At 48.2% G+C, this 24,895-nt stretch carries 23 protein-coding genes and 1 tRNA gene; 20 read left to right on the forward strand and 4 right to left on the reverse strand.

Annotated elements, in window-relative coordinates; translation table 11 throughout:
- Positions 1–24 precede the first annotated feature (24 nt).
- Positions 25–2,445, forward strand: a complete 2,421-nt coding sequence (locus B0X71_RS05705; protein WP_077588525.1) for a heavy metal translocating P-type ATPase — start codon at positions 25–27, stop codon at positions 2,443–2,445.
- Between the two features lie 80 nt (positions 2,446–2,525).
- Here the strand turns inward: B0X71_RS05705 and B0X71_RS05710 are convergent, their stop codons facing one another.
- Positions 2,526–2,858: a four-helix bundle copper-binding protein gene (locus B0X71_RS05710; RefSeq protein ID WP_077588526.1), complete on the reverse strand. Its 333-nt coding sequence runs from the start codon at positions 2,856–2,858 to the stop codon at positions 2,526–2,528.
- Between the two features lie 353 nt (positions 2,859–3,211).
- Here B0X71_RS05710 and B0X71_RS05715 point away from each other — a divergent pair, with 353 nt between their 5' ends.
- Positions 3,212–4,252, forward strand: a complete 1,041-nt coding sequence (locus tag B0X71_RS05715; RefSeq protein WP_077588527.1) for a F510_1955 family glycosylhydrolase — start codon at positions 3,212–3,214, stop codon at positions 4,250–4,252.
- Positions 4,253–4,317: 65 nt separating this feature from the next.
- Here B0X71_RS05715 and B0X71_RS05720 read toward each other — a convergent pair whose 3' ends face one another.
- The gene (locus tag B0X71_RS05720) at positions 4,318–4,779 is read right to left on the reverse strand and encodes a DUF305 domain-containing protein (protein ID WP_077588528.1); all 462 of its coding nucleotides are present in this window, start codon (positions 4,777–4,779) and stop codon (positions 4,318–4,320) included.
- 286 nt (positions 4,780–5,065) lie between these two features.
- Here B0X71_RS05720 and B0X71_RS05725 point away from each other — a divergent pair, with 286 nt between their 5' ends.
- The 4 genes from B0X71_RS05725 (at position 5,066) to B0X71_RS05740 (ending at position 12,375) form a co-directional block, all read left to right on the forward strand.
- Positions 5,066–6,088, forward strand: a complete 1,023-nt coding sequence (locus B0X71_RS05725; RefSeq protein WP_077588529.1) for a F510_1955 family glycosylhydrolase — start codon at positions 5,066–5,068, stop codon at positions 6,086–6,088.
- Positions 6,089–6,254: 166 nt separating this feature from the next.
- Positions 6,255–8,246, forward strand: a complete 1,992-nt coding sequence (gene uvrB, locus B0X71_RS05730) for an excinuclease ABC subunit UvrB (protein WP_077590909.1) — start codon at positions 6,255–6,257, stop codon at positions 8,244–8,246.
- 5 nt (positions 8,247–8,251) lie between these two features.
- A complete protein-coding gene (uvrA, locus tag B0X71_RS05735; RefSeq protein WP_077588530.1) occupies positions 8,252–11,134 on the forward strand; it encodes an excinuclease ABC subunit UvrA in 2,883 nt (960 codons plus the stop codon).
- Between the two features lie 59 nt (positions 11,135–11,193).
- On the forward strand, positions 11,194–12,375 hold the full coding sequence (locus B0X71_RS05740; protein ID WP_077588531.1) for a DUF4097 family beta strand repeat-containing protein: 1,182 nt from the start codon (positions 11,194–11,196) through the stop codon (positions 12,373–12,375).
- 57 nt (positions 12,376–12,432) lie between these two features.
- Here B0X71_RS05740 and B0X71_RS05745 read toward each other — a convergent pair whose 3' ends face one another.
- Positions 12,433–12,999, reverse strand: coding sequence for an N-acetylmuramoyl-L-alanine amidase (locus tag B0X71_RS05745; protein ID WP_077588532.1), 567 nt, complete (start codon positions 12,997–12,999; stop codon positions 12,433–12,435).
- A gap of 175 nt (positions 13,000–13,174) precedes the next feature.
- Between B0X71_RS05745 and hprK the strand changes: the two genes are divergently transcribed.
- The 12 genes from hprK to B0X71_RS05805 all read left to right on the forward strand — a co-directional run bounded on the left by hprK (position 13,175) and on the right by B0X71_RS05805 (position 23,554).
- Positions 13,175–14,101, forward strand: coding sequence for an HPr(Ser) kinase/phosphatase (hprK, locus tag B0X71_RS05750; RefSeq protein WP_077588533.1), 927 nt, complete (start codon positions 13,175–13,177; stop codon positions 14,099–14,101).
- A gap of 20 nt (positions 14,102–14,121) precedes the next feature.
- Positions 14,122–14,940, forward strand: coding sequence for a prolipoprotein diacylglyceryl transferase (gene lgt, locus B0X71_RS05755; RefSeq protein WP_077588534.1), 819 nt, complete (start codon positions 14,122–14,124; stop codon positions 14,938–14,940).
- A gap of 22 nt (positions 14,941–14,962) precedes the next feature.
- Positions 14,963–15,898 carry a nucleoside recognition domain-containing protein gene (locus B0X71_RS05760; RefSeq protein WP_077588535.1) on the forward strand — a complete coding sequence of 312 codons (936 nt, stop codon included), beginning with the start codon at positions 14,963–14,965 and terminating at the stop codon, positions 15,896–15,898.
- Positions 15,895–16,548 (forward strand): pyrophosphatase PpaX, encoded by a 654-nt coding sequence (gene ppaX, locus B0X71_RS05765; RefSeq protein ID WP_077588536.1) that lies wholly within the window; start codon positions 15,895–15,897, stop codon positions 16,546–16,548. Before B0X71_RS05760 ends, ppaX begins: the two co-directional genes overlap by 4 nt.
- On the forward strand, positions 16,545–17,066 hold the full coding sequence (locus B0X71_RS05770; protein ID WP_077588537.1) for an acyltransferase: 522 nt from the start codon (positions 16,545–16,547) through the stop codon (positions 17,064–17,066). The genes ppaX and B0X71_RS05770 overlap by 4 nt, the downstream gene beginning before the upstream one ends.
- A 96-nt stretch (positions 17,067–17,162) precedes the next feature.
- A complete protein-coding gene (locus tag B0X71_RS05775) occupies positions 17,163–18,686 on the forward strand; it encodes a tetratricopeptide repeat protein (RefSeq protein ID WP_077588538.1) in 1,524 nt (507 codons plus the stop codon).
- A 68-nt stretch (positions 18,687–18,754) separates the two neighbouring features.
- Positions 18,755–19,705 (forward strand): thioredoxin-disulfide reductase, encoded by a 951-nt coding sequence (trxB, locus tag B0X71_RS05780; RefSeq protein WP_077588539.1) that lies wholly within the window; start codon positions 18,755–18,757, stop codon positions 19,703–19,705.
- A 209-nt stretch (positions 19,706–19,914) separates the two neighbouring features.
- Positions 19,915–20,403, forward strand: coding sequence for an NUDIX domain-containing protein (locus tag B0X71_RS05785; RefSeq protein WP_077588540.1), 489 nt, complete (start codon positions 19,915–19,917; stop codon positions 20,401–20,403).
- Positions 20,390–21,271 (forward strand): RNase adapter RapZ, encoded by an 882-nt coding sequence (gene rapZ / locus B0X71_RS05790; protein ID WP_077588541.1) that lies wholly within the window; start codon positions 20,390–20,392, stop codon positions 21,269–21,271. The genes B0X71_RS05785 and rapZ overlap by 14 nt, the downstream gene beginning before the upstream one ends.
- Positions 21,272–21,275: 4 nt before the next feature.
- Positions 21,276–22,241 (forward strand): gluconeogenesis factor YvcK family protein, encoded by a 966-nt coding sequence (locus tag B0X71_RS05795; RefSeq protein ID WP_077588542.1) that lies wholly within the window; start codon positions 21,276–21,278, stop codon positions 22,239–22,241.
- 45 nt (positions 22,242–22,286) lie between these two features.
- Positions 22,287–23,234, forward strand: a complete 948-nt coding sequence (gene whiA / locus B0X71_RS05800) for a DNA-binding protein WhiA (RefSeq protein WP_077588543.1) — start codon at positions 22,287–22,289, stop codon at positions 23,232–23,234.
- Positions 23,235–23,296: 62 nt separating this feature from the next.
- Positions 23,297–23,554 (forward strand): HPr family phosphocarrier protein, encoded by a 258-nt coding sequence (locus B0X71_RS05805; RefSeq protein WP_077588544.1) that lies wholly within the window; start codon positions 23,297–23,299, stop codon positions 23,552–23,554.
- Between the two features lie 47 nt (positions 23,555–23,601).
- On the opposite strand, the gene clpP is transcribed toward B0X71_RS05805, so the two are convergent.
- Complete coding sequence (gene clpP, locus B0X71_RS05810; RefSeq protein WP_077588545.1) at positions 23,602–24,201, reverse strand: ATP-dependent Clp endopeptidase proteolytic subunit ClpP; 600 nt, start codon at positions 24,199–24,201, stop codon at positions 23,602–23,604.
- 176 nt (positions 24,202–24,377) lie between these two features.
- Here clpP and B0X71_RS05815 point away from each other — a divergent pair.
- Together B0X71_RS05815 and B0X71_RS05820 are read left to right on the forward strand one after the other, a co-directional pair.
- Positions 24,378–24,449, forward strand: a tRNA-Arg gene (locus tag B0X71_RS05815).
- A gap of 67 nt (positions 24,450–24,516) precedes the next feature.
- Positions 24,517–24,747 (forward strand): glutaredoxin family protein, encoded by a 231-nt coding sequence (locus B0X71_RS05820; RefSeq protein ID WP_077588546.1) that lies wholly within the window; start codon positions 24,517–24,519, stop codon positions 24,745–24,747.
- The last annotated feature ends 148 nt before the right edge of the window (positions 24,748–24,895 follow it).

A 24,895-nucleotide genomic window follows, 5' to 3' on the forward strand; every position in this document is an offset into this window, starting at 1 on the left:
TATGTATGGATAGGAGGGACGGACATGGCAACTCAGGAAAAAACATTCCAAATCAGCGGCATGACATGCGCAGCCTGCGCCAATCGAATTGAAAAAGGCTTATCGAGAATGGAAGGCGTTGAAAAGGCGAACGTCAATTTGGCATTGGAGCGATCAACGATTGTATATGATCCTGAAAAACGAAATGTGCAGGATTTTAAGGAAAAAGTGGAGAAGCTCGGATACGGCGTAGTGGAAGAAAAAGCGGAATTCGATGTAACGGGTATGACATGTGCAGCCTGCGCCGCCAGAATTGAGAAGCGGCTTAATAAGATGGAAGGCGTCTCACATGCCAATGTCAATCTGGCGCTTGAGACAGCCGTCGTGGAGTATGATGCAGCTCAAGTAAAAGCGGCTGACATGATGGAAGTCGTCAAAAAACTGGGGTATGGACTCGTCGCCAAACAGGACAACCAGGAGAAACTGGATTATAAAGAGCAGGAGATCCGAAAGCAGACAAGACGCTTTGTGCTGTCACTTATCCTGACGCTGCCGCTGATCTGGACGATGGTTGCACATTTCGAGTTCCTGTCATTCCTGTACGTGCCGATGTTCCTCTTGAATCCATGGGTACAGTTTGCTTTTGCGGCACCGGTGCAGTTCATCGTTGGGGCCCGTTTTTATGAAGGCGCTTATAAAGCGCTTCGCAGCGGAAGTGCCAATATGGACGTGCTCGTCGCATTGGGGACAAGTGCCGCCTTCTTCTATAGCTTCTATTTGACGATTGAATGGACGCTGGCTGGAAGCGTCGGCATGGCGGAACTTTATTATGAAGCTTCGGCTGTGATCATTACACTTATTGTGCTCGGCAAACTCTTTGAAGCGCGGGCAAAGGGCAAAACAAGCCAGGCCATTCAGAAACTGCTTGGTCTGCAGGCGAAGACTGCCCGTGTGATTCGCGATGGAGAACAAGTGGAAGTGCCGGTTGAGCAAGTGGCGGCTGGAGATATTCTCCTTGTTAAACCGGGCGAAAAAATCCCGGTTGATGCTGAAGTGCTTGAAGGACGATCGGCTGTGGATGAATCGATGCTGACAGGCGAAAGTGTGCCGGTCGATAAAGCGGCAGGGGATGCCGTCATTGGTGCCACCATCAATAAAAACGGTTCGCTGACGTTAAAAGCGGTAAAAGTCGGCAAAGATACAGCACTTGCACAGATTGTGAAAGTAGTGGAAGATGCACAGGGCTCAAAGGCGGATATCCAGCGGCTTGCCGACCGGATATCCGGCGTGTTTGTTCCTGTAGTGGTCGGGTTTGCAGCAGTTACGTTCCTGGTCTGGTTCTTTATTGTAGCGCCAGGAAATTTCAGTGCAGCATTGATTCCGACCATTTCCATTCTCGTTATTGCCTGTCCATGTGCACTCGGTCTTGCAACACCGACGTCCATCATGGCCGGCTCCGGCAGGGCTGCAGAGATGGGTCTGCTGTTTAAAGGCGGCGAGTATTTGGAAAATACCCAGTCAATCGATACGATTGTTTTAGACAAAACCGGTACGGTGACCAAAGGCGAACCGGCGTTGACTGATGTTTCCGTCACAGCCGATTTTACGGAAGAAGAAGTGCTGCGGCTGATCGGTTCCGCCGAAAACGCTTCTGAGCATCCGCTTGCTCAGGCAATTGTGAACGGTGTAAAGGATCGGGGAATCACACTTGCACAGCCGACAGACTTTGAAGCATTGCCAGGCTATGGAATCCGGGCAGTCGTGGAAGGCAAAGAATTATTTGCCGGCACAAGAAAGTTGCTGACAGAGCAGGCGATCGAAATTGCGGAAGCCGAAAATCTCATGGAAGAATTGGAACGTGAAGGGAAAACGGCGATGCTGCTTGCCGTTGATGGAAAAGTGGCAGGTGTCATTGCCGTGGCTGATACGATCAAAGAAACTTCGAAAGAAGCGATCAGCCGGCTTCAAAAACTGGGACTGCAAGTCATCATGCTGACGGGTGACAATAGCCGGACTGCTCAAGCGATTGCGAAGCAAGTCGGCATTACAGAAGTGATTGCGGAAGTGCTGCCGGAACAGAAAAGCGAACAGATTAAGAAACTCCAGGCCACTGGTAAGAAAGTTGCGATGGTTGGGGACGGTATTAACGATGCACCGGCTCTTGCCACAGCGGATATCGGCATGGCTGTTGGCACCGGTACGGACATCGCGATTGAAGCGGCGGACGTGACATTGATGCGCGGAGATCTGAACAGCGCAGCAGATGCAGTCATCATGAGCCGGAAGACGATGCGCAATATCAAGCAAAACCTGTTCTTTGCGTTCATCTATAACACAATCGGGATTCCGATTGCAGCAATCGGCCTGCTTGCTCCATGGGTGGCCGGCGCTGCAATGGCGTTCAGTTCTGTATCTGTTGTGCTGAATGCCTTACGTCTCCAACGAACAGATCTTGCAAGACACTGAAACCTCCTGAAAAAATCCCTGCAGGCAGAGAATCTTGCCTGCAGGGATTTTTGGTGGTTCCGTTTTGGTGGTTCCGGTAATTATGCGATTGTTCTGCAGGCTTCTGCACAGCGGCGGCAAGCTTCCGCACAGCGCATGCAATGATCGTGGTGTCCGTGTTTTTCACATTCATCCGCACAGGTATCACAGACTTCCGCACAATAGCCGGCAAGCCGGACATGGAATTGCGAGTTTCTGGCGACGGCTTGTTCAGTGAATGCACATGTGTCTGCGCAGTCCCGTGCCAGCCGGATTGCATTTGAAAGCATATCCAAATGCTCCGTATCATTCAGGCATTCATCAAAGCAAATATTGCAATGCAGTGAGCAGTCATGCAAGGCCTGGATCAATTCCTGATGATGTTCATGTGCCATCAATATCCCTCCACTTATAGTTTTTAATAGAATTATCATGCGGCGTTTCTGCAGACTTCCGCTTACTCTTTACAAGGCTCATATTCAGTGAATGCACAGGCAACAGCACATTCAAGGTTCAGTCCGATACATTCGGCCATCATTCAAGCTGCGATGCAATCACGCAGAACTTAAATCAATTCATCCTGTTTAGTTTTCTGTCTTCCCTTTCTCGGGGAATTTAAACTGAAAGTTCAGAATGTAAAGAATTCTAATTTGCAGGAAGTATTCATCACCGCTTCATACTTTCTTCAAATTTATCATGTAAGATAGCAACAGTGGAACAGCTGTTAGATGCAGAGGAGGCAATCAACGTGAGAAAAATATCAAAGGCACTGTTGATCGGAGTAACGACGATGAGTTTGGCAGCATGCACAGAGACTGAAGAAGCCGTACAGACAGAAGAAGTTGCTGCAGAAGAAGAAAATGAAAACGAAGTTACAGAAGAAGTCGAAGAAGCTGAAGCCGAAACAGAAGAAGTTCAGGAATCAGCTGAGGTGGCGGCGGAACAAGTAACACCGGAAGAAAGCGAGATTGAGCTGACGCATATTCATGGGCTTGGAATCACCGAAGAGGAAGGGGCTCTGTATGTACCTTCCCATCATGGTTTGATGGTGTTTAAAGAAGGCGTCTGGAGTGCGGCAGAAGGGGAAACGCACGATTATATGGGATTCGCCATGGTTGATAATGGCTTCTACACGAGCGGGCACCCGGGAGAAGGTTCAGAGCTGGCCAATCCGTTCGGTGTCAGCCGGTCAACGGATATGGGCCAAACACTTGAAATGCTTGATCTGTATAAAGAAATTGATTTCCATGTGATGGATGTCGGCTATGACTCCCATGCCATTTATGTCGTGAACCCGCAGCCGAATTCCCGGATGGATCAGGCAGGTATCCATTATTCGATAGATGATGCGGAGACGTGGACTTACAGTGCAGCAGAAGGGCTTGAGGGTCAGCTGATGTCGATCGGCGTACATCCGGCTGACGAAGCGGTAGTGGCAGCCGGAACGGATCAAGGGGTATTTGTATCAGAAGACTACGGCCAATCCTTTGAAGCGATCTCCGATGTGCCGACGACGGCCGTTACATTTTCTCCTGAAGGAACATTATTCACCGGTGGAGTGACGAATGCTTTTACATTGACAGCGTTCGATATTACTACAGGGGAACAGACCGATTTTGCAATTCCTGAACTATCCGGTCAGAATGCGATTGGCTACATTGCAATCAATCCGCAGAATGAGCAAGAGATTTACTTCTCGACGTTTGAAAAGGACATCTATTTGTCAGAGGACGGCGGAGAAACATGGACGCAAATTGCAGATAAAGGCATTGGAATCGACTTCCGCTAAAGAAACTGCAGTCTCATAAAAATAAGGACAGCCGGAAATTCCGGCTGTCCTTATTACTGTCCTCATTACTCGTCTTCCTCTTCTTCAAGATCATCGATCAATTTTTTCATTTTTGCAATCTCTTCGCGCTGGGCTTTAATGATATCCTGAGCCAGTTGTTCAACGCGCGGATCCGAAATTTCTGCCCGTTCACTGGTCAGAATCGCAATGGAATGATGGGGAATCATCGCTTGCATGTAGTCCACGTCATCGATTGTCGCTTGATTGCGTGCGAGCCAAAAAGACCCGATAATCAGAAGGGCGCTTACGGCGTAAATGGCTATGTTCATTTTCTTGTTTGTATACATATGCCGCATAAATGCCAGCATGACAATGGCCATGACGCCGCCCATATAAACTGCCATGTAAGTTCTCATTTCACTGAAAAATATATGATCCCATCGGTAAACGGTTGAATACATCAATCCGTACATTATGACGGTTGCTGTCAACACCATCGCAAAAAATACTAAGTATTTTTTCTTCATTATCAGTTACACTCCTTTCTTTAAAATAGATTTTACTAGAATAATAATTTAATTATTCATTTCCCTTAGAGAGATCAATTAAACAAAAGTTGTGCCGCGGTTTTCTGCAGGATTAATATTCAGCTGGTTTAACCTAAGGGTCCGGTCTGTGCCGAAAGGCGGTTCCCGTCACAGAATTTCCCCAGTTTTTCTGTCATTCAGCACAGAAATCGGTTAAGATAAGGGATGGTCAAAAGTCTGATGAATTTATGTGTAAGAGTGGAAGTGAAAGAGGGGTCAAGAAACCATGAAGAGAAAGCTGATCGTGTTGCTAACGCTGGCAGCAGCATTGATCTCCGGCTGTTCCAATTTAGAAGCGGCAGACGAAGAAACAGCATCTGAAATCACGTTTGTTAAAGAAGAGAGAACCGATGCAGCGGTCGCTGCTGACAGCAACAGTAGTCAGCGTCAAACAGAAGCGGAACCGGTAACTGTAGAGAGCGGAATAGCCATGCAGCACGTTCATGGCTTAGGTGTATCCGGGGATGGGACTGAAGTATATGTCCCGGCACATGCCGGACTGAAAATATACAAAAGCGGAAGATGGACAGAGACCAGTGGGGCGTTGCATGATTACATGGGCTTTTCCATGGTGGATGACGGATTCTACAGCAGCGGTCATCCGGGGGAAGAGTCGGATTTAGCTGATCCTTTCGGTATTGTCCGTTCTGTTGATATGGGAGAATCGCTGGTTCTGCTTGATCTGTATGAAGAAGTGGATTTTCACCTAATGTCTGCAGGTTATTATTCCCATGTAATATATGCTGTAAATCCGAAGCCGAATTCCCGAATGGAAGAAGCGGGAATTTACTACTCAACTAACGATGCGCAAACATGGAAAAAAAGCGGTGGAGAAGGCCTGAAAGGTCAGTTAGTCACGATTGATGTTCATCCGGATGATGAAGCCATCGTTGCCATTGGAACAGACCGGGGCGTTTTTGTTTCGGTAAACCATGGTCAGGACTTCAAGGCGGTGACGGACGCACCGGTCTCAGCGATCGCATTTTCCCCACAAGGGAATTTGCTGGCAGCCAGTGAATCTGATTCTCCTGGACTGCAAGTGATCGATCTAAAGACAAAAAAAGGGAGTGTTCTGCCCTTGCCGGATTTAGCAGAAGGAAATGACATCAACCACCTGGCGGTCAATCCGGAGAATGACGGAAATGTCGTTTTTTCAACCATAGAAAGTGATATCTATATTTCTGAGGATAGCGGCACAAGCTGGACCAAGATTGCACACAAAGGAAATGCATTGGATTTGAAGCAATAGATGTTTTCAAGAAGATAGAGATACAATAACCTCAAAATACAAGTACTGCAAACCGCCCCTAATAATAGAGGTGGTTTTTTTGTTAAAACATACGTTCGCTTTTCATTCGAGCTTTTTTCGGGCATATGATACACTAAAGGCATTGAAACAGAACGGGGGAACACCGATGAAACAGGAATTTAAACTGCAGGCACCGTACGAGCCGGGAGGCGATCAGCCGCAAGCTATCGAGCAGCTGGTCGAGGGCGTGACGAATGGAAAACGCCATCAGACCCTTCTGGGTGCCACAGGAACAGGTAAGACGTATACAATTTCAAACGTGATCCAGGAAGTGAAAAAACCGACACTGGTTATCGCCCATAATAAAACGCTTGCCGGCCAGCTTTACAGTGAATTCAAGGAATTCTTTCCAGATAATGCCGTCGAGTATTTTGTGAGTTATTATGATTATTATCAGCCGGAAGCTTACGTGCCACAATCGGATACATTTATAGAAAAAGATGCAAGCATCAATGACGAGATTGATAAATTACGTCACTCAGCGACAAGCTCACTGTTTGAACGGGACGATGTCATCGTCATTGCTTCGGTTTCCTGCATTTACGGTCTCGGTTCCCCGAAGGAGTACCGGGAACTTGTCGTTTCGCTCCGGACGGGCATGGAGATCGAGCGGAACCAGCTGCTGCGTAAATTGGTGGATGTGCAATATGAACGCAACGACATCAATTTCATCCGCGGAACGTTCCGCGTGCGTGGTGATGTAGTGGAGATCTTCCCGGCTTCACGCGATGAACGCTGCATTCGCATCGAGTTCTTCGGCGATGAAATCGACCGGATCCGGGAAGTGGATGCGCTGACCGGTGAAATTCTGGGCGACCGGGAACATGTTGCCATTTTCCCTGCGTCTCACTTCGTCACCCGCGAGGAAAAAATGGTGAAAGCCATTGAAAATATCGAGCAGGAACTGGAAGAGCGCCTGGCTGAACTGCGGGCGGAAGACAAGCTGCTGGAAGCTCAGCGGCTGGAGCAGCGGACCCGCTATGACCTTGAAATGATGCGGGAAATGGGCTTCTGTTCAGGAATCGAAAACTATTCCCGTCATTTGACTCTCCGGCCGGCAGGTGCGCAGCCGTATACGCTGATTGATTACTTTCCGGAAGATTTTCTGCTCGTGGTGGACGAGAGTCACGTGACCTTGCCGCAAGTGCGCGGCATGTTCAATGGCGACCAAGCGCGGAAGAAAGTGCTGGTGGACCACGGATTCCGTCTGCCGTCGGCGATGGATAACCGGCCGCTGACGTTCGATGAATTCGAAAAGCATATCAGCCAGTCTATTTTCGTATCCGCGACTCCCGGGCCATATGAACTCGAACATACACCTGACATGATCGAGCAGATCATCCGGCCAACCGGGCTGCTGGATCCGGAAGTGACTGTGCGGCCATCAAAAGGCCAAATTGATGATTTGCTGGATGAGATTCAGATTCGGACAGCCCGCAACGAACGAGTGCTTGTCACTACGCTGACAAAAAAGATGTCCGAAGATCTGACCGATTACTTGAAAGAAGCAGGCATTAAAGTGAATTATCTTCATTCAGAGATCAAAACCCTTGAACGCATCGAGATTATCCGGGAACTCCGGATGGGCACATACGATGTGCTGGTCGGTATTAACCTGCTACGGGAAGGGCTTGATATTCCGGAAGTATCGCTTGTTGTTATACTGGATGCAGACAAAGAGGGGTTCCTCCGCTCGGAGCGGTCACTGATTCAGACGATTGGACGGGCAGCGAGGAACTCCAACGGTCAAGTCATTCTTTATGCCGATAAAATAACTGACTCCATGCAAAAAGCGCTGGATGAAACGGCACGCCGTCGTTCGATTCAGCAGGAGCATAATGAAAAGTATGGTATCACACCGACAACGATCAATAAGAAAATCCGTGATGTGATCCGGGCTACAGTGGCGGCAGAGGAAGAGGAAACATATCTTTCCAAAGTCTCCAAAGCTGCTGCCGGCAAGAAATTGAATAAAACGGAACGCAGACAGCTGGTGGATCTGCTGGAACAGGAAATGAAAGAAGCGGCACGGGCGCTGGACTTTGAGCGGGCTGCCGAACTTCGCGATACCGTGCTTGAACTGAAAGCGGAAGGGTGAAGCCGATGAAGAACCAAGTAATTCGTATACAGGGCGCCCGCGCCCATAATTTAAAAGATATCGATGTGGAAATTCCGCGTGATCAACTTGTCGTAATGACCGGACTTTCGGGGTCAGGAAAATCTTCACTTGCGTTTGATACGATTTATGCTGAAGGGCAGCGCCGGTATGTGGAGTCACTGTCCGCCTATGCCCGGCAGTTCCTTGGTCAAATGGATAAGCCGGACGTCGATTTGATCGAAGGGCTGTCGCCGGCCATTTCCATCGATCAGAAGACCACGAGCCGTAATCCGCGTTCGACAGTGGGTACAGTGACCGAAGTTTATGACTATCTGCGGCTTCTGTTCGCCCGTGTCGGAAAGCCGGTCTGTCCGATTCATGGTATTGAGATTTCATCGCAGACAATTGAGCAAATGGTGGATCGACTGCTGGAATATCAGGAACGGACACGCATGCAGATTCTCGCGCCGATTGTGTCCGGCCGGAAAGGGACGCATGTCAAACTCCTTGAAGACATTAAAAAACAAGGATATGTCCGTGTGCGGGCAGATGGGGAACTGCGGGATCTCGATGACAATATCGAGCTGGATAAAAACAAAAAGCACACAATCGAGGTGGTCATTGACCGGGTGGTTATAAAAGAAGGGGTGGCTGCACGGCTCAGTGACTCGTTGGAATCCGCCCTTCGCCTGGCTGATGGCCGGGTGCTGGTGGATGTAATGGACCATGAAGAGCTGTTGTTCAGTGAGCATCATGCCTGTCCGATCTGCGGTTTTTCAATCGGTGAATTGGAACCCCGGATGTTTTCATTCAACTCCCCTTTCGGTGCCTGTCCGGAATGCGACGGTCTTGGCATGAAGATGGAAGTGGATCCTGACCTTGTCATGCCGGATAAATCGCGGACACTGCGGGAGCATGCGGCCGCTCCGTGGGAACCGACAAGTTCCCGGTACTACCCTGAACTTTTGCAGGCAGCCGCAAAGCATTTCGGCATCAATATGGATGTCCCGGTAAATGAGTTGCCGGAAGAAGAACTGCAGATTATCCTGCACGGTTCCGGAAAAGAAAAAATCCGTTTCCGCTATGAAAATGATTTTGGGCAAATCCGCGATAACCATATTTATTTTGAAGGAGTCATTCCGAACGTGGACCGTCGTTTTCGGGAAACCGCTTCAGACTGGATTCGGGACCAGATGGAGAAATACATGGCTGAACAGCCTTGTCCGGCGTGCCATGGCTATCGCCTGAAACCGGAATCCCTGGCTGTCAAAGTCGGTAGCCTCCATATTGGACAAGTAACGGAATTCTCGATTACAGAAACAGCTGCATTTTTCGATGGACTTGAGCTGTCAGAGAAAGATATGCAGATCGCCCGGCTGATTTTACGGGAGATTCAAGAACGGGTTGGCTTTCTCATCAATGTCGGGCTTGATTATCTGACGCTCAGCCGAGCTGCCGGCACACTGTCCGGCGGGGAAGCGCAGCGCATCCGCCTCGCAACGCAGATCGGTTCGCGTTTAACCGGCGTTCTTTATATTCTGGATGAGCCATCGATCGGTCTCCATCAGCGCGACAATGACCGGCTGATCGCTACATTGAAATCGATGCGGGATATTGGCAATACGCTGATCGTTGTTGAGCATGATGAAGATACGATGATGGCAGCCGATCACTTGATTGACATAGGGCCAGGTGCAGGTGTGCATGGAGGCGAAATTATCGCTGCCGGTACGCCGCAGGAAGTGATGGCCAATGAAGCCTCTATCACCGGGCAGTATTTGAGCGGCAAAAAGTTCATCCCGCTGCCACAGAACCGCCGCAAGTCAGATGGCCGTTCAATTTCGATCAAAGGTGCCAGCGAGAATAATTTGAAAAATGTTAACGTGGATATTCCGCTTGGTGTCTTCACTGCTGTTACTGGCGTATCCGGATCCGGGAAAAGCACATTGATCAACGAGATTCTCTATAAGTCTCTTGCTCAGCAGCTAAACCGGGCAAAAGTGAAACCCGGTGCTCATAAATCCGTCAAAGGCATAGAAGCACTAGAAAAAGTGATTGATATCGACCAGTCACCGATCGGCCGGACACCCCGTTCGAACCCGGCCACATATACAGGTGTATTTGACGATATCCGCGACGTATTTGCTTCAACAAATGAGGCGAAAGTGCGCGGGTACAAAAAAGGCCGGTTCAGCTTTAATGTCAAAGGCGGGCGCTGCGAAGCCTGCCGTGGAGACGGCATCATCAAGATTGAAATGCATTTTCTGCCGGACGTTTATGTTCCATGTGAAGTGTGCCATGGCAAACGCTACAACCGGGAAACACTGGAAGTCGCCTATAAGGGCAAGAACATTGCCGACGTGCTGGATATGACAGTGGAGGATGCACTTGATTTCTTCACTAACATTCCGAAAATCAGCCGCAAACTGCAGACGATTGTGGATGTTGGTCTTGGTTATATTAAATTGGGCCAGCCGGCGACAACGCTATCCGGGGGTGAAGCACAGCGGGTGAAATTGGCATCTGAACTGCATAAGCGATCAAACGGAAAATCTTTCTATATCCTTGATGAACCGACGACAGGGCTGCATGTGGATGATATTGCCCGGTTGCTCAACGTATTGCAGCGGCTGGTGGAAAACGGCGATACTGTGCTGACAATCGAGCACAATCTCGATGTCATTAAGACTGCGGATCACATTATCGACCTTGGTCCGGAAGGCGGTGATCGGGGAGGTTCCATCCTCGCGACAGGCACACCTGAAAAAATTGCCGGCACTGAAAATTCATATACCGGTCATTATTTAAAGCCCGTGCTTGAGCGTGACAGACAACGGATGCGGGATCAGCTGAAAAAGGCGGAACATGAGAAAGAACCGGTCAAGTGAAACCTTTACTGCTGCAAAGCGTAGTAAGTAATTGAATAGAGCATGAGGAGGAAGAAATAATGGGAGACGAGAGACAGCGCATTTTAGATATGGTCGAAAATGGAACAATCACTGCACAGGAAGCCGTGGATTTACTGAAGGCAATGGAAAGCAGCAAAGAACCCGTCAGCGATCCATTTGGCGGCCAAAATGACTATCGCGAAAAACAGGGAAAATCAAAATTCAGCCCGGATGAATTGATCCGCAAGCTGGCAAAAGATTTTTCGCGCGACTTCTCCCGTGATTTCTCCAAGGACTTCAAACGGGATTATTCCAGCGACTTCAACCAATTCGGTGACAAGATGATGCGGTTTATGCAGGACTCACTCGGCAAGCTGAAAACAATGGATTTGGAGTCCCCGTTTGGAGAAGCGTATAGCTTTACGCAGAGTTTCACTGAAACGAATGCCAATATCGAAGAGATTATCGCTGACATTTCGAATGGCCAACTGGAAATTTTCCCTGTATCAGGTGATGAAGTGAGAGCCGAATGTACAGTGAAAGCTTACCGGGCTGAATCGGAAGAACAGGCGAGGCAGGATTTCTTTGATAAGTTCGTCTTTGTGGCTGACGGAACGAAAGTCCGGATTATCAGCGATTTGAAAACGACGCAAGTGAATGTAGTTCTCTATGTTCCTGAAAAAGCGTATGAGCAAGTGACAGCCCGGCTCTTTAACGGCGGTTTTGTCATGAAGCGACTTGATGCTGAAAAGGTCCAGGTTAAAACGGCGAATGGAAAGATCGAATTGAAGAGCGGCCGGATAGAGGATATGGAATTGGAGACAGCAAATGGAGCGATTCAGGTCCAGGAAGTAGCCGGACGGAATCTGGATGCAGAAACATTGAATGGCCGGATTTATATCGACGGGGATCTTGAGGCCATTGAAGCGAAATCGCTGAACGGTAATGTAGTGATCACAACCAGAAGCGATAAGGCCCGCAAACTTGAAGGGAAAACCGTTGCCGGGAACATTGAATTGTATGTTCCGCAGCATTTACCGTTAAAAGGCGAAGTCACCTCCAATTTGGGGCGGATGGACGTTTTCCTGGACGATGCAGAACGGGTGCGCGAGCAGGAACAATTCCTCCAGAAATCAGTGAAGTTCACGAAGAACACAGAAGGCAGTGAGGAAATCCCGTTGCTTATCTATGGAGAGACAAAGACCGGATCTGTGCTTGTCCGCTATTTCACAACGATATAATATAAAGAAAAAAGCCCCTGGCAACCGGGGCTTTTTTGCATTTTGAGTTTACGAAGATCAACAGCAGTGCGGGGGTTCCTCTCCGGCAGCATAAGCAATAAGTGCCGCTGAAACAGCAGTGGCGCATGAAGTCCGGTATTTTGATGATTTCAGCAATGCCAATTCTTCCAGGTTGGTCATAAAACCGCATTCAACAAGCACTGCCGGCATGACAGTTTCCCGTAACAGCATAAAATTGGCCCGTTTCACACCGCGGTCCCGCCGTTTTACTGCTGCGATCAATCGGGTGTGAATTCCTGATGCCAACCGGGCAGAAGCAGCCAGCGGTTTCGTATAAGTGTACGTTTCAATACCGGCGACTGGATTGAAGCCCGATCCAAAGGCATTGGCGTGGATGGAGACCAGCACTTCACCTTTCAGGCGATTTGCCAGCTGTACCCGTTCAGCCAATGGCACGTCACGTTCCGGCTGGTGTGTAAAAAGAACAACATGACCAGCAGCGGCTAATTGCCGTTTAACTTGAACAGCCACCTCTGCATTGAACTGGAATTCGCGCAGGCTGCCATCGGGCGAACGCTTTCCAGGTGTTGCAGGGCCATGTCCTGCATCAATGATAATTTTCATTTCATCTCCTCCTTTCCTTCATAGATAGTCGGAAGAGGGGAAGAAAGAGACAAGGGACTGGTCTGTCCGGCTGGAAAACAACGATTTGGAGGACGATTTTTTTCGAAAGTATGTTAAAATAAGGCGTAGATTTGCAGAAAGCAATACAGCGAACAGCTGGGGAAAGAGGGCAAATATGGACCAGGTATCAGTAAATCAAGTTATGGATATGTTCAACCTCACACTGGTCAGTGGGCAGGAAGGGATCGGCAGGCACATCACGGTGAGTGACCTTTCACGGCCAGGGCTGGAAATGGCTGGTTATTTCACGCATTATCCGGCGAATCGTGTTCAGCTTCTCGGAAAAACAGAGCTTTCATTTTTTTCGATGCTCGAGCAGGATGAGCGGCGTTCCCGCATGATGAAGCTCTGCACGGTTGAAACACCGGCTGTCGTTGTGGCGCACGGTGAGGAAGTGCCGTCTGAATTGATCACGGCGTCAAATAAAAAACATGTACCTGTTCTCACTACATCCATGACCACCACCCGCTTCTCGGGCCGACTTACGAATTTTCTGGAAAGTCAATTGGCACCGACAACAGCTGTGCATGGCGTGCTGGTGGATGTGTATGGAATCGGCATTCTGATTACGGGGAAAAGCGGTGTCGGAAAAAGTGAGGCTGCTTTGGAATTGGTGAAAAAAGGGCATCGACTTGTTGCGGATGACTGCGTGGAAATCCGGCAGGAGACAGAGAATCTGCTGGTTGGAGGAGCGCCGAAACTGATTGAACATTTGCTCGAAATTCGGGGAATCGGGATCATTGATGTTATGACATTATTTGGAGCAAGTGCAATTCGTACACAAAAACGGATTTCACTTGTGATCGATTTAGAAATATGGGATGGCGGCAAGACCTATGATCGTCTTGGATTGGAAGAGGAAAAAACAAAGATTATCGATACGGAATTGACAAAACTGACAATTCCGGTAAGACCGGGCCGAAACTTGGCTGTCATTATTGAAGTGGCTGCCATGAATTACCGGTTGAAGCGCATGGGCGTCAATGCAGCTGAAGATTTTTCCAAGCGGCTTGATAATGTGATTTCAAATAACCCCATGTAAGTAATAGAGAGGAGCACCACATGAATTTCATACTTGCTGCAATTGACCCGATCGCAGTTTCACTCGGGCCGATTGATGTCCGCTGGTACGGGGTCATTATCGTTACCGGCATTATTCTTGCTTATCTTCTTGGGCAGCGGGAGATGGTCAGACGGGGGTTCGACCAGGACTTCCTGACGGATATGCTGCTGTGGGCAGTCCCGCTCTCCATATTGGGAGCTCGCCTTTATTATGTGATTTTCAAATGGGAATATTACAGTCAGAATCCCGGTCAGATTTTCCAAGTGTGGGAAGGCGGATTGGCAATTCACGGTGCAATCATTACTGCAGTAATCGTCGCCTATTTGTTTACCAAAAAACGGAATGCGCCATTCTTTAAAGTGGCAGACATTCTTGCGCCAAGCCTGTTGCTTGGACAGGCAATCGGACGCTGGGGCAACTTCATCAATCAGGAAGCGCATGGCGGGCCGGTAACACGGAACTTTTTGGAGAATCTTTTGATTCCGGACTGGATTATCAATCAGATGTACATAGACGGGTCGTATTACCATCCGACGTTTCTGTACGAATCACTTTGGAATTTCCTGGGGGTCCTTATCATGGTGTTGCTGCTGCGGCGATTGAACTTGGTAAGGGGAGAAATCTTCTTTTTTTATTTGGCCTGGTATTCGATCGGCCGATTCTTCATTGAAGCGATGCGGACAGACAGTCTGATTCTTGAACTGTTTGGCGGATTGCGCGCTGCGCAGGTGATTTCAGTTGTCATTATTCTGATTGCTGCCGGTTTTGTTATTGCACGGCGGGTTACCCTCAAAAAACCCGCTCATTACCTCGATTGATCGGAAGGTGGATTCGCATTATATGTCAACGTTAAAAAACGGCATCGCCGCAGGTCTCCGGACAACCTGGTCGCTTGGTAAAGTTATTTTTCCAGTGACTCTCATCGTCGTGATGCTGCAGTATACACCGGTTTTGCCATTCATCATAGAGTTTGTTGCTCCCTTTATGAACATATTCGGATTAAGCGGAGATGCGGCAATTCCGCTGGTTCTCGGGAATGCGCTGAATCTGTATGCCGGCATCGCCGGGATTCTGTCGCTGGATTTGACGGTGAAGGAAGTCTTCATATTGGCTGTGATGCTGTCGTTTTCTCACAACCTGTTTATAGAGACTGGTGTCGCACTGAAAGTAGGCGTGAAACTTTGGGTGGTGCTGCTCGTTCGGTTCGGATTGGCAGCTGTTTCCGCGATTGTAATCAATCTTGTGTGGCAGGGCGGGTCTGAAACGGCACAGTATGGACTGGCGCCGACTCAGGAAGCCATCCCTGCCAACTGGTTTGAAATTTTCCTTCTGGGGCTGGAAAAAGCGACATTCGGCGTTTTGCAATTGGCGATGATCGTTATTCCGCTGATGATTGCATTGCAATTCCTGAAAGAACGGGGCTACCTTGGCCGGTTTGCTTCACTGCTTGAACCATTTACCCGGATGCTCGGTATTCAGAAGAATGCTTCCACAACCATTGTGGCCGGACTGCTGATCGGTCTTGCAATGGGGGCAGGTGTGATGATCCAAGCTGTACAGGAAGATGGAGTCAGCCGCAAAGATGCCACACTTGCCTTCATCTTTCTGGTTGCCTGCCATGCAGTGATAGAAGACACATTGATTTTCATCCCACTGGGCATACCTGTATGGCCGCTCTTGTTGTTGCGGGTCAGCACAGCACTTATCCTGACGATAACGGTTGCCTGGTTTTGGCGCAGGGCAGATGCAAACAAGAAAGAGGTGGCGACCGCATGACTAATGCTTTTCAAGCATTGCTGTTTGATTTCGATGGCACGCTGCTTGATACGAATGAATTGATCGAACAGACCTTCCTTGGCGTGCTGGATGAATTTTTTCCCGGCCGTTACACATCCGAAGATGTAATTTCTTTCAATGGCCCTCCATTGCACGAAACATTCAAAGCCGTTGCCCCGGAACAGACAGAACAGCTCATCAAGGCGTACCGTGAACTGAACCAGGAATTACATGACGATCTTGTGAAGGAATATGATGGTGTCCGGGAAACGGTCAGGCTCTTGAAAGCACGAGGGCACAAGCTGGCGATTGTTTCGACAAAACGCCGTTCAGTGATTGAACGGGGACTAGCTCTCATGGACTTGGGTGATGTATTTGACCTGATTATCAGTCTTGATGATGTTACGCATGCAAAACCGCACCCGGAACCGGTTCAGCTGGCTCTTGAGAAGCTTGGTGTACAGGCGGAACATGCGCTGATGATTGGGGATAACTCACATGATATTGAAGGGGGCCAAAACGCGGGAGTCCGGACCGCTGGCGTCGCCTGGTCTGCAAAAGGCGAAGTATTCCTTGCTCGGTTCAATCCGGACTTCATGCTGACACACATCTCAGATCTGCTGGACATCAGCAAGGAGCGGGTGCGATGAGAAGGACAGAACGCTATCCGGTGAGCGGCAGTAATTCACTTTGGCAAATTTATCGGACCGTATCTTTTTGGAAAGTTGCTCGAAACTTTGCCGTAATCCAAGTAGGCCGGTATACGCCATGGTTGTCAGTGAAGAATTGGCTGTACCGTACGTTTCTCGGTATGGAAGTCGGCAAGCAAACAGCCTTCGCCTTGATGGTCGTGCCGGATGTTATGTTTCCGGAACGTATTTCTGTGGGAGATAATTCGGTCATCGGCTTCAATACGACTCTGTTGGCACATGAATACTTGATCGAGGAATACCGGCTCGGAGACGTGGTGATTGGCAATAATGTAATGATTGGAGCCAATACGACTGTGCTTCCCGGTGTATCAATCGGTGATGGGGCCATTGTATCGGCGGCCACGCTCGTAAATCAGGATGTACCACCGGGAGCCTTTGCCGGCGGAAATCCGATGAAGATCATTTATACAGCGGAAGAAATGGCTGAACGCCGTACCGCATCCCTGAAAGCATAACGCTTCAGGGATTTTTTTGTTGACTCTGAAGTATGTTATAATGAACCGATAGACAGACAGGGGAATTGAATTTACAAACGGACGGGAGGTTCAAAATTGGAAAACAAAAAGAAAACGCCAAAAGAGAATGTTGTATCATTTATCCCGACCGGTGATTATTATTTCAAAAAAGCACTCACGGCATTAAACCGGAGTCAATTTGATAAAGCGCAGAAGTATTTGCGGCGAGCTGCAGAATTGAGCCCCGAAGACCCTATGATTCTGATGCAGTATGGCGTCATTTTACTGGAGATTGAGGATTTTGACGGCGCGCTCGATGCATTGCTGACCGCTCACGCTTTCGATCCGGCTGAGACTGATATTTATTATTTTCTGGCCGAGACGTATGCACATCTCGGGCGATTCATAGAAGCACGGAATTATGCAACTCAATACGTGGAACAAGACGAACAGGGAGACTATATCGAAGAGTCGCTTGAAATCATTGAATTTGCAGAGCAGGAGGATTGGCAGCTATTCGATGGTAACGAAGCGGCTGATTCGGAATTGTACCACCGGCAGGAACAAGCACGGCGGCGCATGGAGCAAGGACATTTCGAAGAAGCGGTTGAAATGCTGGAAAAACTTATTGATGAAGAGCCGGATTTCTATGCAGCTTACAATAATCTGTCACTTGCTTATTTCTATATGGGTGAAGCAGAGGAAGCCGAAGCGCTCCTGCATGAGGTATTGCGGCGCAACCCGGGGAATTTGCATGCGTTATGCAATTTGGCGGTTGTGTATTACTACGAAAAAAATGAAGATCTTGCTGCGGTCCTGAAACTCCTTAAAAAAATAAAGCCTTATGTGTTTGAACACCGCTACAAACTTGGCGCTACTTTCGCATTAGTCGGTGAACATCAAGAAGCGTTTCATTGGTTGAGAAGCCTGCAGCGACGGGGGTTTGAAGGGGATCCAGGCTTTTACTTCTGGCTCGCAAACGCCGCTTACCATACCGGACAGCCTCAAACGGCAAGACAGGCATGGAAACAGTTGGTCCAGATGGATTCGTCGAAAGAAGGATATGAACCTTGGGCCGAACAAAGCGAAACACTGAATATGAATGCACTAGAGCATGTCCGCAGCTTCCTCGTGGAAAAACTGGATCATCAACTCAGAAGTGAACGGTTGTTTGGACTGTTCCTGTTGGGCAAATCTTCTCATAAACAGGAAATTATCGCTCACCCCAAATGGCTCCAGACAGATGAGCTTTCGGTTACGGAAACTTATGTGTTGGGGTATACACTGGGGCATCAATTCAATCCGTCGAATCCCTCTGAAAAAGCGTTTCTTTCATTCATGGAAGTCACTGAACTTCTGTATGGGCTGGAAGATATGGTGAGTGAAGACAATCGGGATCTGTTCCAATTGTGGTTCATGCTGGGAGATAAAGCCCTGTCCCAAGGATATGCATTCAGAAATCCGCGGGCCATAGCTGCTGCAGCTTATTATTTGAGTGAGTCTGCCCGAAGCAGCACAGGGACGAAAAAAGAAGCAGCATCAGTATTTGGTGTGTCAGTGGCTACTTTGACGAAATATGCAGATCAGTTAATACAGTTCCTTCCATATTATGGGGAGTAAGCAGAAAAGTTGATAGAAGGCCAATTATTGATTACGATTTAGTCAGCGATCAGACAGGAGGGACAACAATGGCGGAAGAGAAAGTATTTGATGTCATTATTATTGGTGCGGGGCCAGCTGGACTGACAGCGGCAGTTTATACATCACGCGCAAACTTATCCACGCTTATGCTGGAGCGCGGAGTGCCGGGCGGCCAGATGGTCAACACCGAAGAAATTGAAAACTATCCGGGGTTCGATCACATTCTCGGACCGGATCTTTCTACTAAAATGTATGAACATGCACAAAAATTTGGTGCCGAATATGCATATGGTGACGTCTCAGAAATTACAGACGAAGGCGATTATAAACGGGTAAAAGCAGGATCGAAAGAATACAAAGCACGCGCAATCATCATATCTTCCGGCGCTGAATACAAAAAGCTCGGCGTGCCGGGCGAACAGGAATTCAGCGGACGCGGTGTCAGCTACTGTGCTGTCTGTGACGGAGCTTTCTTTAAAGAAAAAGAATTGGTGGTCGTCGGAGGCGGAGATTCCGCTGTGGAAGAAGGGATTTATCTCACCCGGTTTGCCAGCAAAGTAACCATAGTTCACCGGCGTGACGAGCTCAGGGCGCAAAAAATTATTCAGGACCGGGCCTTTAAGAACGATAAGATCGATTTCATCTGGAATACAACAGTGGATGAAATCAGAGGACAGGAAGGCAAAGTAAGTGGAGTCCTGCTGAAATCAACAGAAGATGAATCCGACCGGACGTTTAAAGCGGAGGGTGTATTCATCTATATCGGCATGCTTCCACTGACTAAACCGTTCCAATCGCTTGGAATTCTGAATGATGAAGGCTACGTCAAAACAAATGACCAGATGGAAACAAGCGTTCCAGGTATCTATGCGGCAGGAGATGTCCGTGAAAAGACACTTCGCCAAGTTGTGACAGCGACAGGCGATGGCAGTATTGCTGCACAGGCTGCACAGCATTATATTGAAGAATTGAAAGAAAAAGCAGGAGTCGAAGCCTGATTTAACTTGTTCTTAACAATACTGTAATCGTTATGACATGTAAACGAGGTATAGTAAGAGTAGTAATTGACCCCCTTTTTAATAGTAAGACTTTGAAAGGCCGTTTGCCGGCATGCCCGGCAGACGGCCTCTTTTTGCTTTCCTTTTTACGGCACGCCCGGAACACTGTATAATAGGGATTAGTTTACGAGAGATGCGGAGTGTCGAATGTGCAGCGAATTGCAAATCTATTAGTGATACAAGACGGACAGGTATTGCTATTAAAGAAACCAAGACGCGGTTGGTATGTCGCACCGGGCGGTAAAATGGAGCCGGGAGAGTCGATTTATGAAGCAGCGGTCCGTGAATTTACAGAAGAAACAGAAGCAGTGCCAGTCGGGACTCATTTAAAAGGCGTTTATACAATGGTTATTAAAGAAGATGGAAAAGTGATTGACGAATGGATGCTTTTTACTTTTGCAGCCAGCGGATTGCTCGGAAGACCGGCTGAGGAAAATAGAGAAGGCGTGCTTGAATGGCATCCGGTTTCCAGCTTACAAACCTTGCCGATGGCTGAAGGCGACCGGACAAATTTACTGTTTGCTGCTCATCAGGCGGGGACGCAATATGGAACATTTACTTACACACCGGATTTTTCACTCATCCGGGAAACGATTCAGTATTCGGATGGAGGAGTGAAAGCCAATGGGACCGACTGATCAACAAACAGAGCTGATTATCATAACGGGTATGTCAGGAGCAGGCAAGACCGTGGCTATCCAGAGTTTTGAAGACTTAGGCTTTTTCACAATTGATAATCTGCCGCCCGAACTGCTGCCGACTTTCCTGCAGCTGATGAGGGATTCAGGCAAGTCAATGAAACGGGTTGCAGCGGTGATGGATCTCCGTGGCGGCAATTTTTTTGACAGCCTGCTTGATGCAACTGAAAAACTTGAAAATGATCCGCATGTCTCCCTTCAGATTGTGTTTTTAGATGCTGATAACCAAACACTTGTAAGCCGCTATAAGGAAACAAGGCGCTCGCACCCGCTATCCAGCGGGGGACTTGTACTGGAAGGTATCAAAAAAGAACGGGACATGCTGATGGAACTGCAGGGGAAAGCCCGGTATATCTATAATACGACAGGTATGAACCCGCGGGAGCTGAAAGAGCGGATCACTGCTGATTTTGGTGCGTCGGAAGAAAATGTTTTCACGATTAATGTCATGTCATTCGGGTTTAAACACGGCATTCCAATAGATGCCGACCTGGTTTTTGATGTGCGTTTTCTGCCCAATCCCTATTATATTGAAGAGCTGAAACCACAGTCAGGTCTGGATAATCCGGTTTCGGAATATGTGCTCGAGCAGCAGGAGACTCAGGAATTGATCGGTAAGTTGACTGATCTTTTTGAGTTTATGATTCCGCAGTATAAACGGGAAGGGAAAGCGCAGCTGACCATTGCATTCGGCTGTACCGGCGGTCAACATCGGTCGGTGACATTAGCGGAATACTATGGAAAAATACTCGGAAGTACGGATCGGACAATTGTAACTCACCGGGATGTTAAGACAAGGAAGGCGTGATAGCATGGAACGACTCACTCCCCAAAAGAAAGTTGTAATTATTGGAGGGGGCACAGGCCTGTCCACGCTGTTACGGGGACTGAAAGAATTGGATCTGGATTTAACTGCAGTGGTAACCGTTGCGGATGACGGCGGAAGCTCCGGCCGATTAAGGAGCGCATTGGATATACCGGCTCCGGGGGATATACGGAAAGTAATGGCGGCTTTGTCTGATGTGGAACCGCTTGTGGAAGAGATGTTCCAGTTTCGCTTCCGGCAATCCGTCGATCTCAGTGGTCATTCACTCGGCAATCTGATGCTCGCAGCATTGACTGAAATCACCGGCGATTTCGCCCATGCCGTGAGGGAGATGAGCCGTGTGCTGAACATCAAAGGGACAGTGCTGCCTGCTGCCAATCAGATTGTCACCTTACATGCAGAATTGATGGATGGCACGATTGTAAGCGGTGAATCCAAGATTCCGAGCTATATGCAGCCGATCAGACGGGTCTACATTGATCCGCCGAATGCCCGGGCACTTCAGGACTCTGTGAAAGCCATAATGGCGGCAGATGTAATCATGATTGGACCCGGATCCCTGTATACAAGTATTCTGCCAAATCTGCTTGTGACGGATATTCAAAAAGCGGTACTTGATTCAAAAGCAAAGAAGCTGTACATTTGTAATTTGATGACGCAAGCAGGGGAAACACTCGATTATACATCCGCCGATCATGTTCGGGTCCTTTATGAGCATGTCGGTTCCTCTTTTCTGGATGGCATTTTGCTGAACATGGCGCAAGTGCCGCCGAAAACGGCAGAACGCTACAGATTGGAAAAAGCGGCTCCAGTTATGTTTGATGTGGATCGGCTCACCAGTCTTGGTCTGGAAGTATACCGGGAAGACATCGCATCGATTCAGGAAGGGTCTGTCCGGCATGAACCAAAGAAAGTAGCAGAATGGCTGTACAATTATGCGCTCCGTCACTGACTCAGAGAATGAGTCAGTAAATGAATGAGAGAGAGGGGGAGTGGTATGTCGTTCGCTTCTGAGACAAAGAAAGAACTGACACAAGTGGAAGCAGATGATTGCTGTGGAAGAGCTGAGTTATCAGCGCTCATTCAAATGAACGGCGTGCTGTCTTTTTCAGATCGTAAGATGAGTCTGGATATTCAAACTGAAAATGCTGCGATTGCCCGTCGTATTTATACATTCCTGAAACGGTTTTATCCCTATACGGTAGAGTTGCTGGTTCGTAAGAAAATGCGGCTGAAAAAGAATAACGTCTATATTTGCCGACTGCGTGAGGGGGCGAAGCACGTACTTCAGGATTTAGGGATTCTTTCAGATGAATTCGGATTCCGGCGTCATATAGACCCTGAACTGATCCGCAAGAAATGCTGTAAGCGGGCTTATTTAAGGGGGGCTTTCCTTGCGGGCGGATCGGTCAATAATCCTGAAACGTCTTCTTATCATCTTGAGATTTACTCGCTGTATAAGGAACACGCAGAAGCATTGGCGAAGCTGATGAACGTGTTTCATCTGAATTCCAAAACCATTGAACGAAAGAAAGGCTTTGTGACTTACCTGAAAGAAGCAGAGAAAATAGCGGATTTTCTAAGCGTTGCAGGCGCTCACATGGCTCTTCTGAAATTTGAAGATGTACGCATTATCCGGGACATGCGGAACAGCGTGAACCGGCTTGTGAACTGTGAGACCGCAAATTTAAATAAGACAATCGGAGCAGCAATCCGTCAAGTGGAAAACATCCGTTACATCGACGATACAATCGGAATTGACCAGTTGCCGGAACGGCTCCGTGAAATTGCCCGGCTCCGTGTCGAGTATCAGGATGTCACCTTGAAGGAATTGGGGGAGATGGTATCGGCCGGAACCGTCAGTAAGTCCGGTGTTAATCACCGGCTTCGGAAAATTGATGAAATTGCAGAAGCGCTGAGACGGGGAGAAGCGGTTCAGCGCTGACCGGACTTTTCTTCTGAGAGAAAGTCCGATATGATAAGTTAAGATGCCAAGGAGGCTTTGGAATGACAGAAAAACAAGTGACAGTCCAATTGAAGGCTGGTCTGCAGGCCAGACAGGCAGCGCTTTTTGTGCAGGAAGCAAACCGCTATAATGCGGATGTCTATCTGGAAAAAGAAGAGAAGAAAGTAAATGCAAAGAGCATTATGGGGATTATGAGTCTGGCCATCAGCCGAGGGACAGAAGTTATCATTTCGGCAGACGGTTCTGACGAAGAATCAGCGGTTGAGGGACTTGCAGCACTCGTAGAAAACAACGGCTGAACCAAAAAAAACGGAAGCGATTAAAATCGCTTCCGTTTTTTTGACTTTTACTTATTGTCTTCAAGTTTATTGCGTGTAATAATCTGATCGACAAGTCCGTACTCAAGTGCACGCTCAGCTGTCATGAAGTTATCGCGGTCTGTATCGCGGGAAATCACTTCAAGGGGCTGACCTGTACGGTCTGATAGGATCTGGTTCAGTTTTTCGCGCAGGAATAAAATTCGTTTTGCTGCGATTTCAATTTCCGTTGCCTGGCCTTGAGCGCCGCCGAGTGGCTGATGGATCATGACTTCCGCATTCGGCAGTGCATAGCGCTTGCCTTTTGTGCCGGCTGCCAGCAGGAACGCGCCCATTGAAGCAGCCATACCAATGCAGATTGTCTGGACGTCCGGACGGATGAACTGCATGGTATCATAAATAGCCATTCCGGCTGTGATGCTGCCGCCAGGGCTGTTAATATAAATCGAAATTTCTTTCTCCGGATCTTCTGCTTCAAGGAACAGCAACTGTGCCACAATTGAATTTGCCACATTGTCATCAATACCGCTGCCAAGCATGATGACGCGGTCTTTCAGAAGACGTGAATAAATGTCATATGCACGCTCGCCGCGGCTTGTCTGTTCAATTACTGTAGGAATAAGATTCATGGATGTGTAGCCTCCCCATCGATTTGTTTTGCTAAATTCACTTCTTCGCTGAGTGTTTCAGCTGTATTCTTATGATACACATTAACGTCAATAAAGGTCAAATTTAAAGATTTTCGAAATTACACCTTGCAAAGAATCGATATTCTTTGTATACTAGAAAAGTCGTTAAGAGACATGCCCTCGTGGTGTAATGGATAACACGTAAGATTCCGGTTCTTGAGATGGGGGTTCGATTCCCTCCGAGGGTATACAAAAAGCGCTTTTCTGCCAGCCGGAAAAGCGCTTTTTTCATGTGGAAGGAAAGCAGGTGAAGCTATGCTGGTGTTTTATACAAAAAAGAATTGCGGCTTGTGCGAAGAAGCGGAACGGATGCTGGAGCTGATCAAAGAAGATTTTCCAATTGAATACCGGAAAGTGGATATCGAACAGGATGAACAGCTGCACGAGAAATACATGCTGATGATTCCGGTTATTGAACAAGAAGACAAGGTGCTGCTGTACGGAAATATCGGCTATGTTGATTTGCTGGAGGCGCTAAAACTGTAAGAGGAGAATTCATCGATTAATTTAACTATATAAGTTGCGGTAAACATTCACCATCCCGTCCGGCAACGGAAGGAGTAAGAGGAGGCTTGGCCGTTCGTCCGCGGCAAACGGTTTTGACTGCGACGAGCTTGCGCAGGAGCAAGCGAGC

Origin of the sequence: Planococcus lenghuensis, from assembly GCF_001999905.1 — a bacterium.
Lineage (GTDB): Bacteria > Bacillota > Bacilli > Bacillales_A > Planococcaceae > Indiicoccus > Indiicoccus lenghuensis.

What these genes read in the sequence shown, in the direction of transcription:
- uvrB (WP_077590909.1), top strand. Translation starts at nt 6,255, where the DNA reads ATGAAACAGGAATTTAAACTGCAGGCACCGTACGAGCCGGGAGGCGAT.
- B0X71_RS05725 (WP_077588529.1), top strand. Translation starts at nt 5,066, where the DNA reads ATGAAGAGAAAGCTGATCGTGTTGCTAACGCTGGCAGCAGCATTGATC.
- B0X71_RS05745 (WP_077588532.1), bottom strand. Translation starts at nt 12,999, where the DNA reads ATGAAAATTATCATTGATGCAGGACATGGCCCTGCAACACCTGGAAAG.
- lgt (WP_077588534.1), top strand. Translation starts at nt 14,122, where the DNA reads ATGAATTTCATACTTGCTGCAATTGACCCGATCGCAGTTTCACTCGGG.
- hprK (WP_077588533.1), top strand. Translation starts at nt 13,175, where the DNA reads ATGGACCAGGTATCAGTAAATCAAGTTATGGATATGTTCAACCTCACA.
- rapZ (WP_077588541.1), top strand. Translation starts at nt 20,390, where the DNA reads ATGGGACCGACTGATCAACAAACAGAGCTGATTATCATAACGGGTATG.
- uvrA (WP_077588530.1), top strand. Translation starts at nt 8,252, where the DNA reads ATGAAGAACCAAGTAATTCGTATACAGGGCGCCCGCGCCCATAATTTA.
- B0X71_RS05740 (WP_077588531.1), top strand. Translation starts at nt 11,194, where the DNA reads ATGGGAGACGAGAGACAGCGCATTTTAGATATGGTCGAAAATGGAACA.
- B0X71_RS05760 (WP_077588535.1), top strand. Translation starts at nt 14,963, where the DNA reads ATGTCAACGTTAAAAAACGGCATCGCCGCAGGTCTCCGGACAACCTGG.
- B0X71_RS05710 (WP_077588526.1), bottom strand. Translation starts at nt 2,858, where the DNA reads ATGGCACATGAACATCATCAGGAATTGATCCAGGCCTTGCATGACTGC.
- B0X71_RS05805 (WP_077588544.1), top strand. Translation starts at nt 23,297, where the DNA reads ATGACAGAAAAACAAGTGACAGTCCAATTGAAGGCTGGTCTGCAGGCC.
- ppaX (WP_077588536.1), top strand. Translation starts at nt 15,895, where the DNA reads ATGACTAATGCTTTTCAAGCATTGCTGTTTGATTTCGATGGCACGCTG.
- B0X71_RS05720 (WP_077588528.1), bottom strand. Translation starts at nt 4,779, where the DNA reads ATGAAGAAAAAATACTTAGTATTTTTTGCGATGGTGTTGACAGCAACC.
- B0X71_RS05820 (WP_077588546.1), top strand. Translation starts at nt 24,517, where the DNA reads ATGCTGGTGTTTTATACAAAAAAGAATTGCGGCTTGTGCGAAGAAGCG.
- B0X71_RS05705 (WP_077588525.1), top strand. Translation starts at nt 25, where the DNA reads ATGGCAACTCAGGAAAAAACATTCCAAATCAGCGGCATGACATGCGCA.
- clpP (WP_077588545.1), bottom strand. Translation starts at nt 24,201, where the DNA reads ATGAATCTTATTCCTACAGTAATTGAACAGACAAGCCGCGGCGAGCGT.
- B0X71_RS05795 (WP_077588542.1), top strand. Translation starts at nt 21,276, where the DNA reads ATGGAACGACTCACTCCCCAAAAGAAAGTTGTAATTATTGGAGGGGGC.
- trxB (WP_077588539.1), top strand. Translation starts at nt 18,755, where the DNA reads ATGGCGGAAGAGAAAGTATTTGATGTCATTATTATTGGTGCGGGGCCA.
- B0X71_RS05770 (WP_077588537.1), top strand. Translation starts at nt 16,545, where the DNA reads ATGAGAAGGACAGAACGCTATCCGGTGAGCGGCAGTAATTCACTTTGG.
- whiA (WP_077588543.1), top strand. Translation starts at nt 22,287, where the DNA reads ATGTCGTTCGCTTCTGAGACAAAGAAAGAACTGACACAAGTGGAAGCA.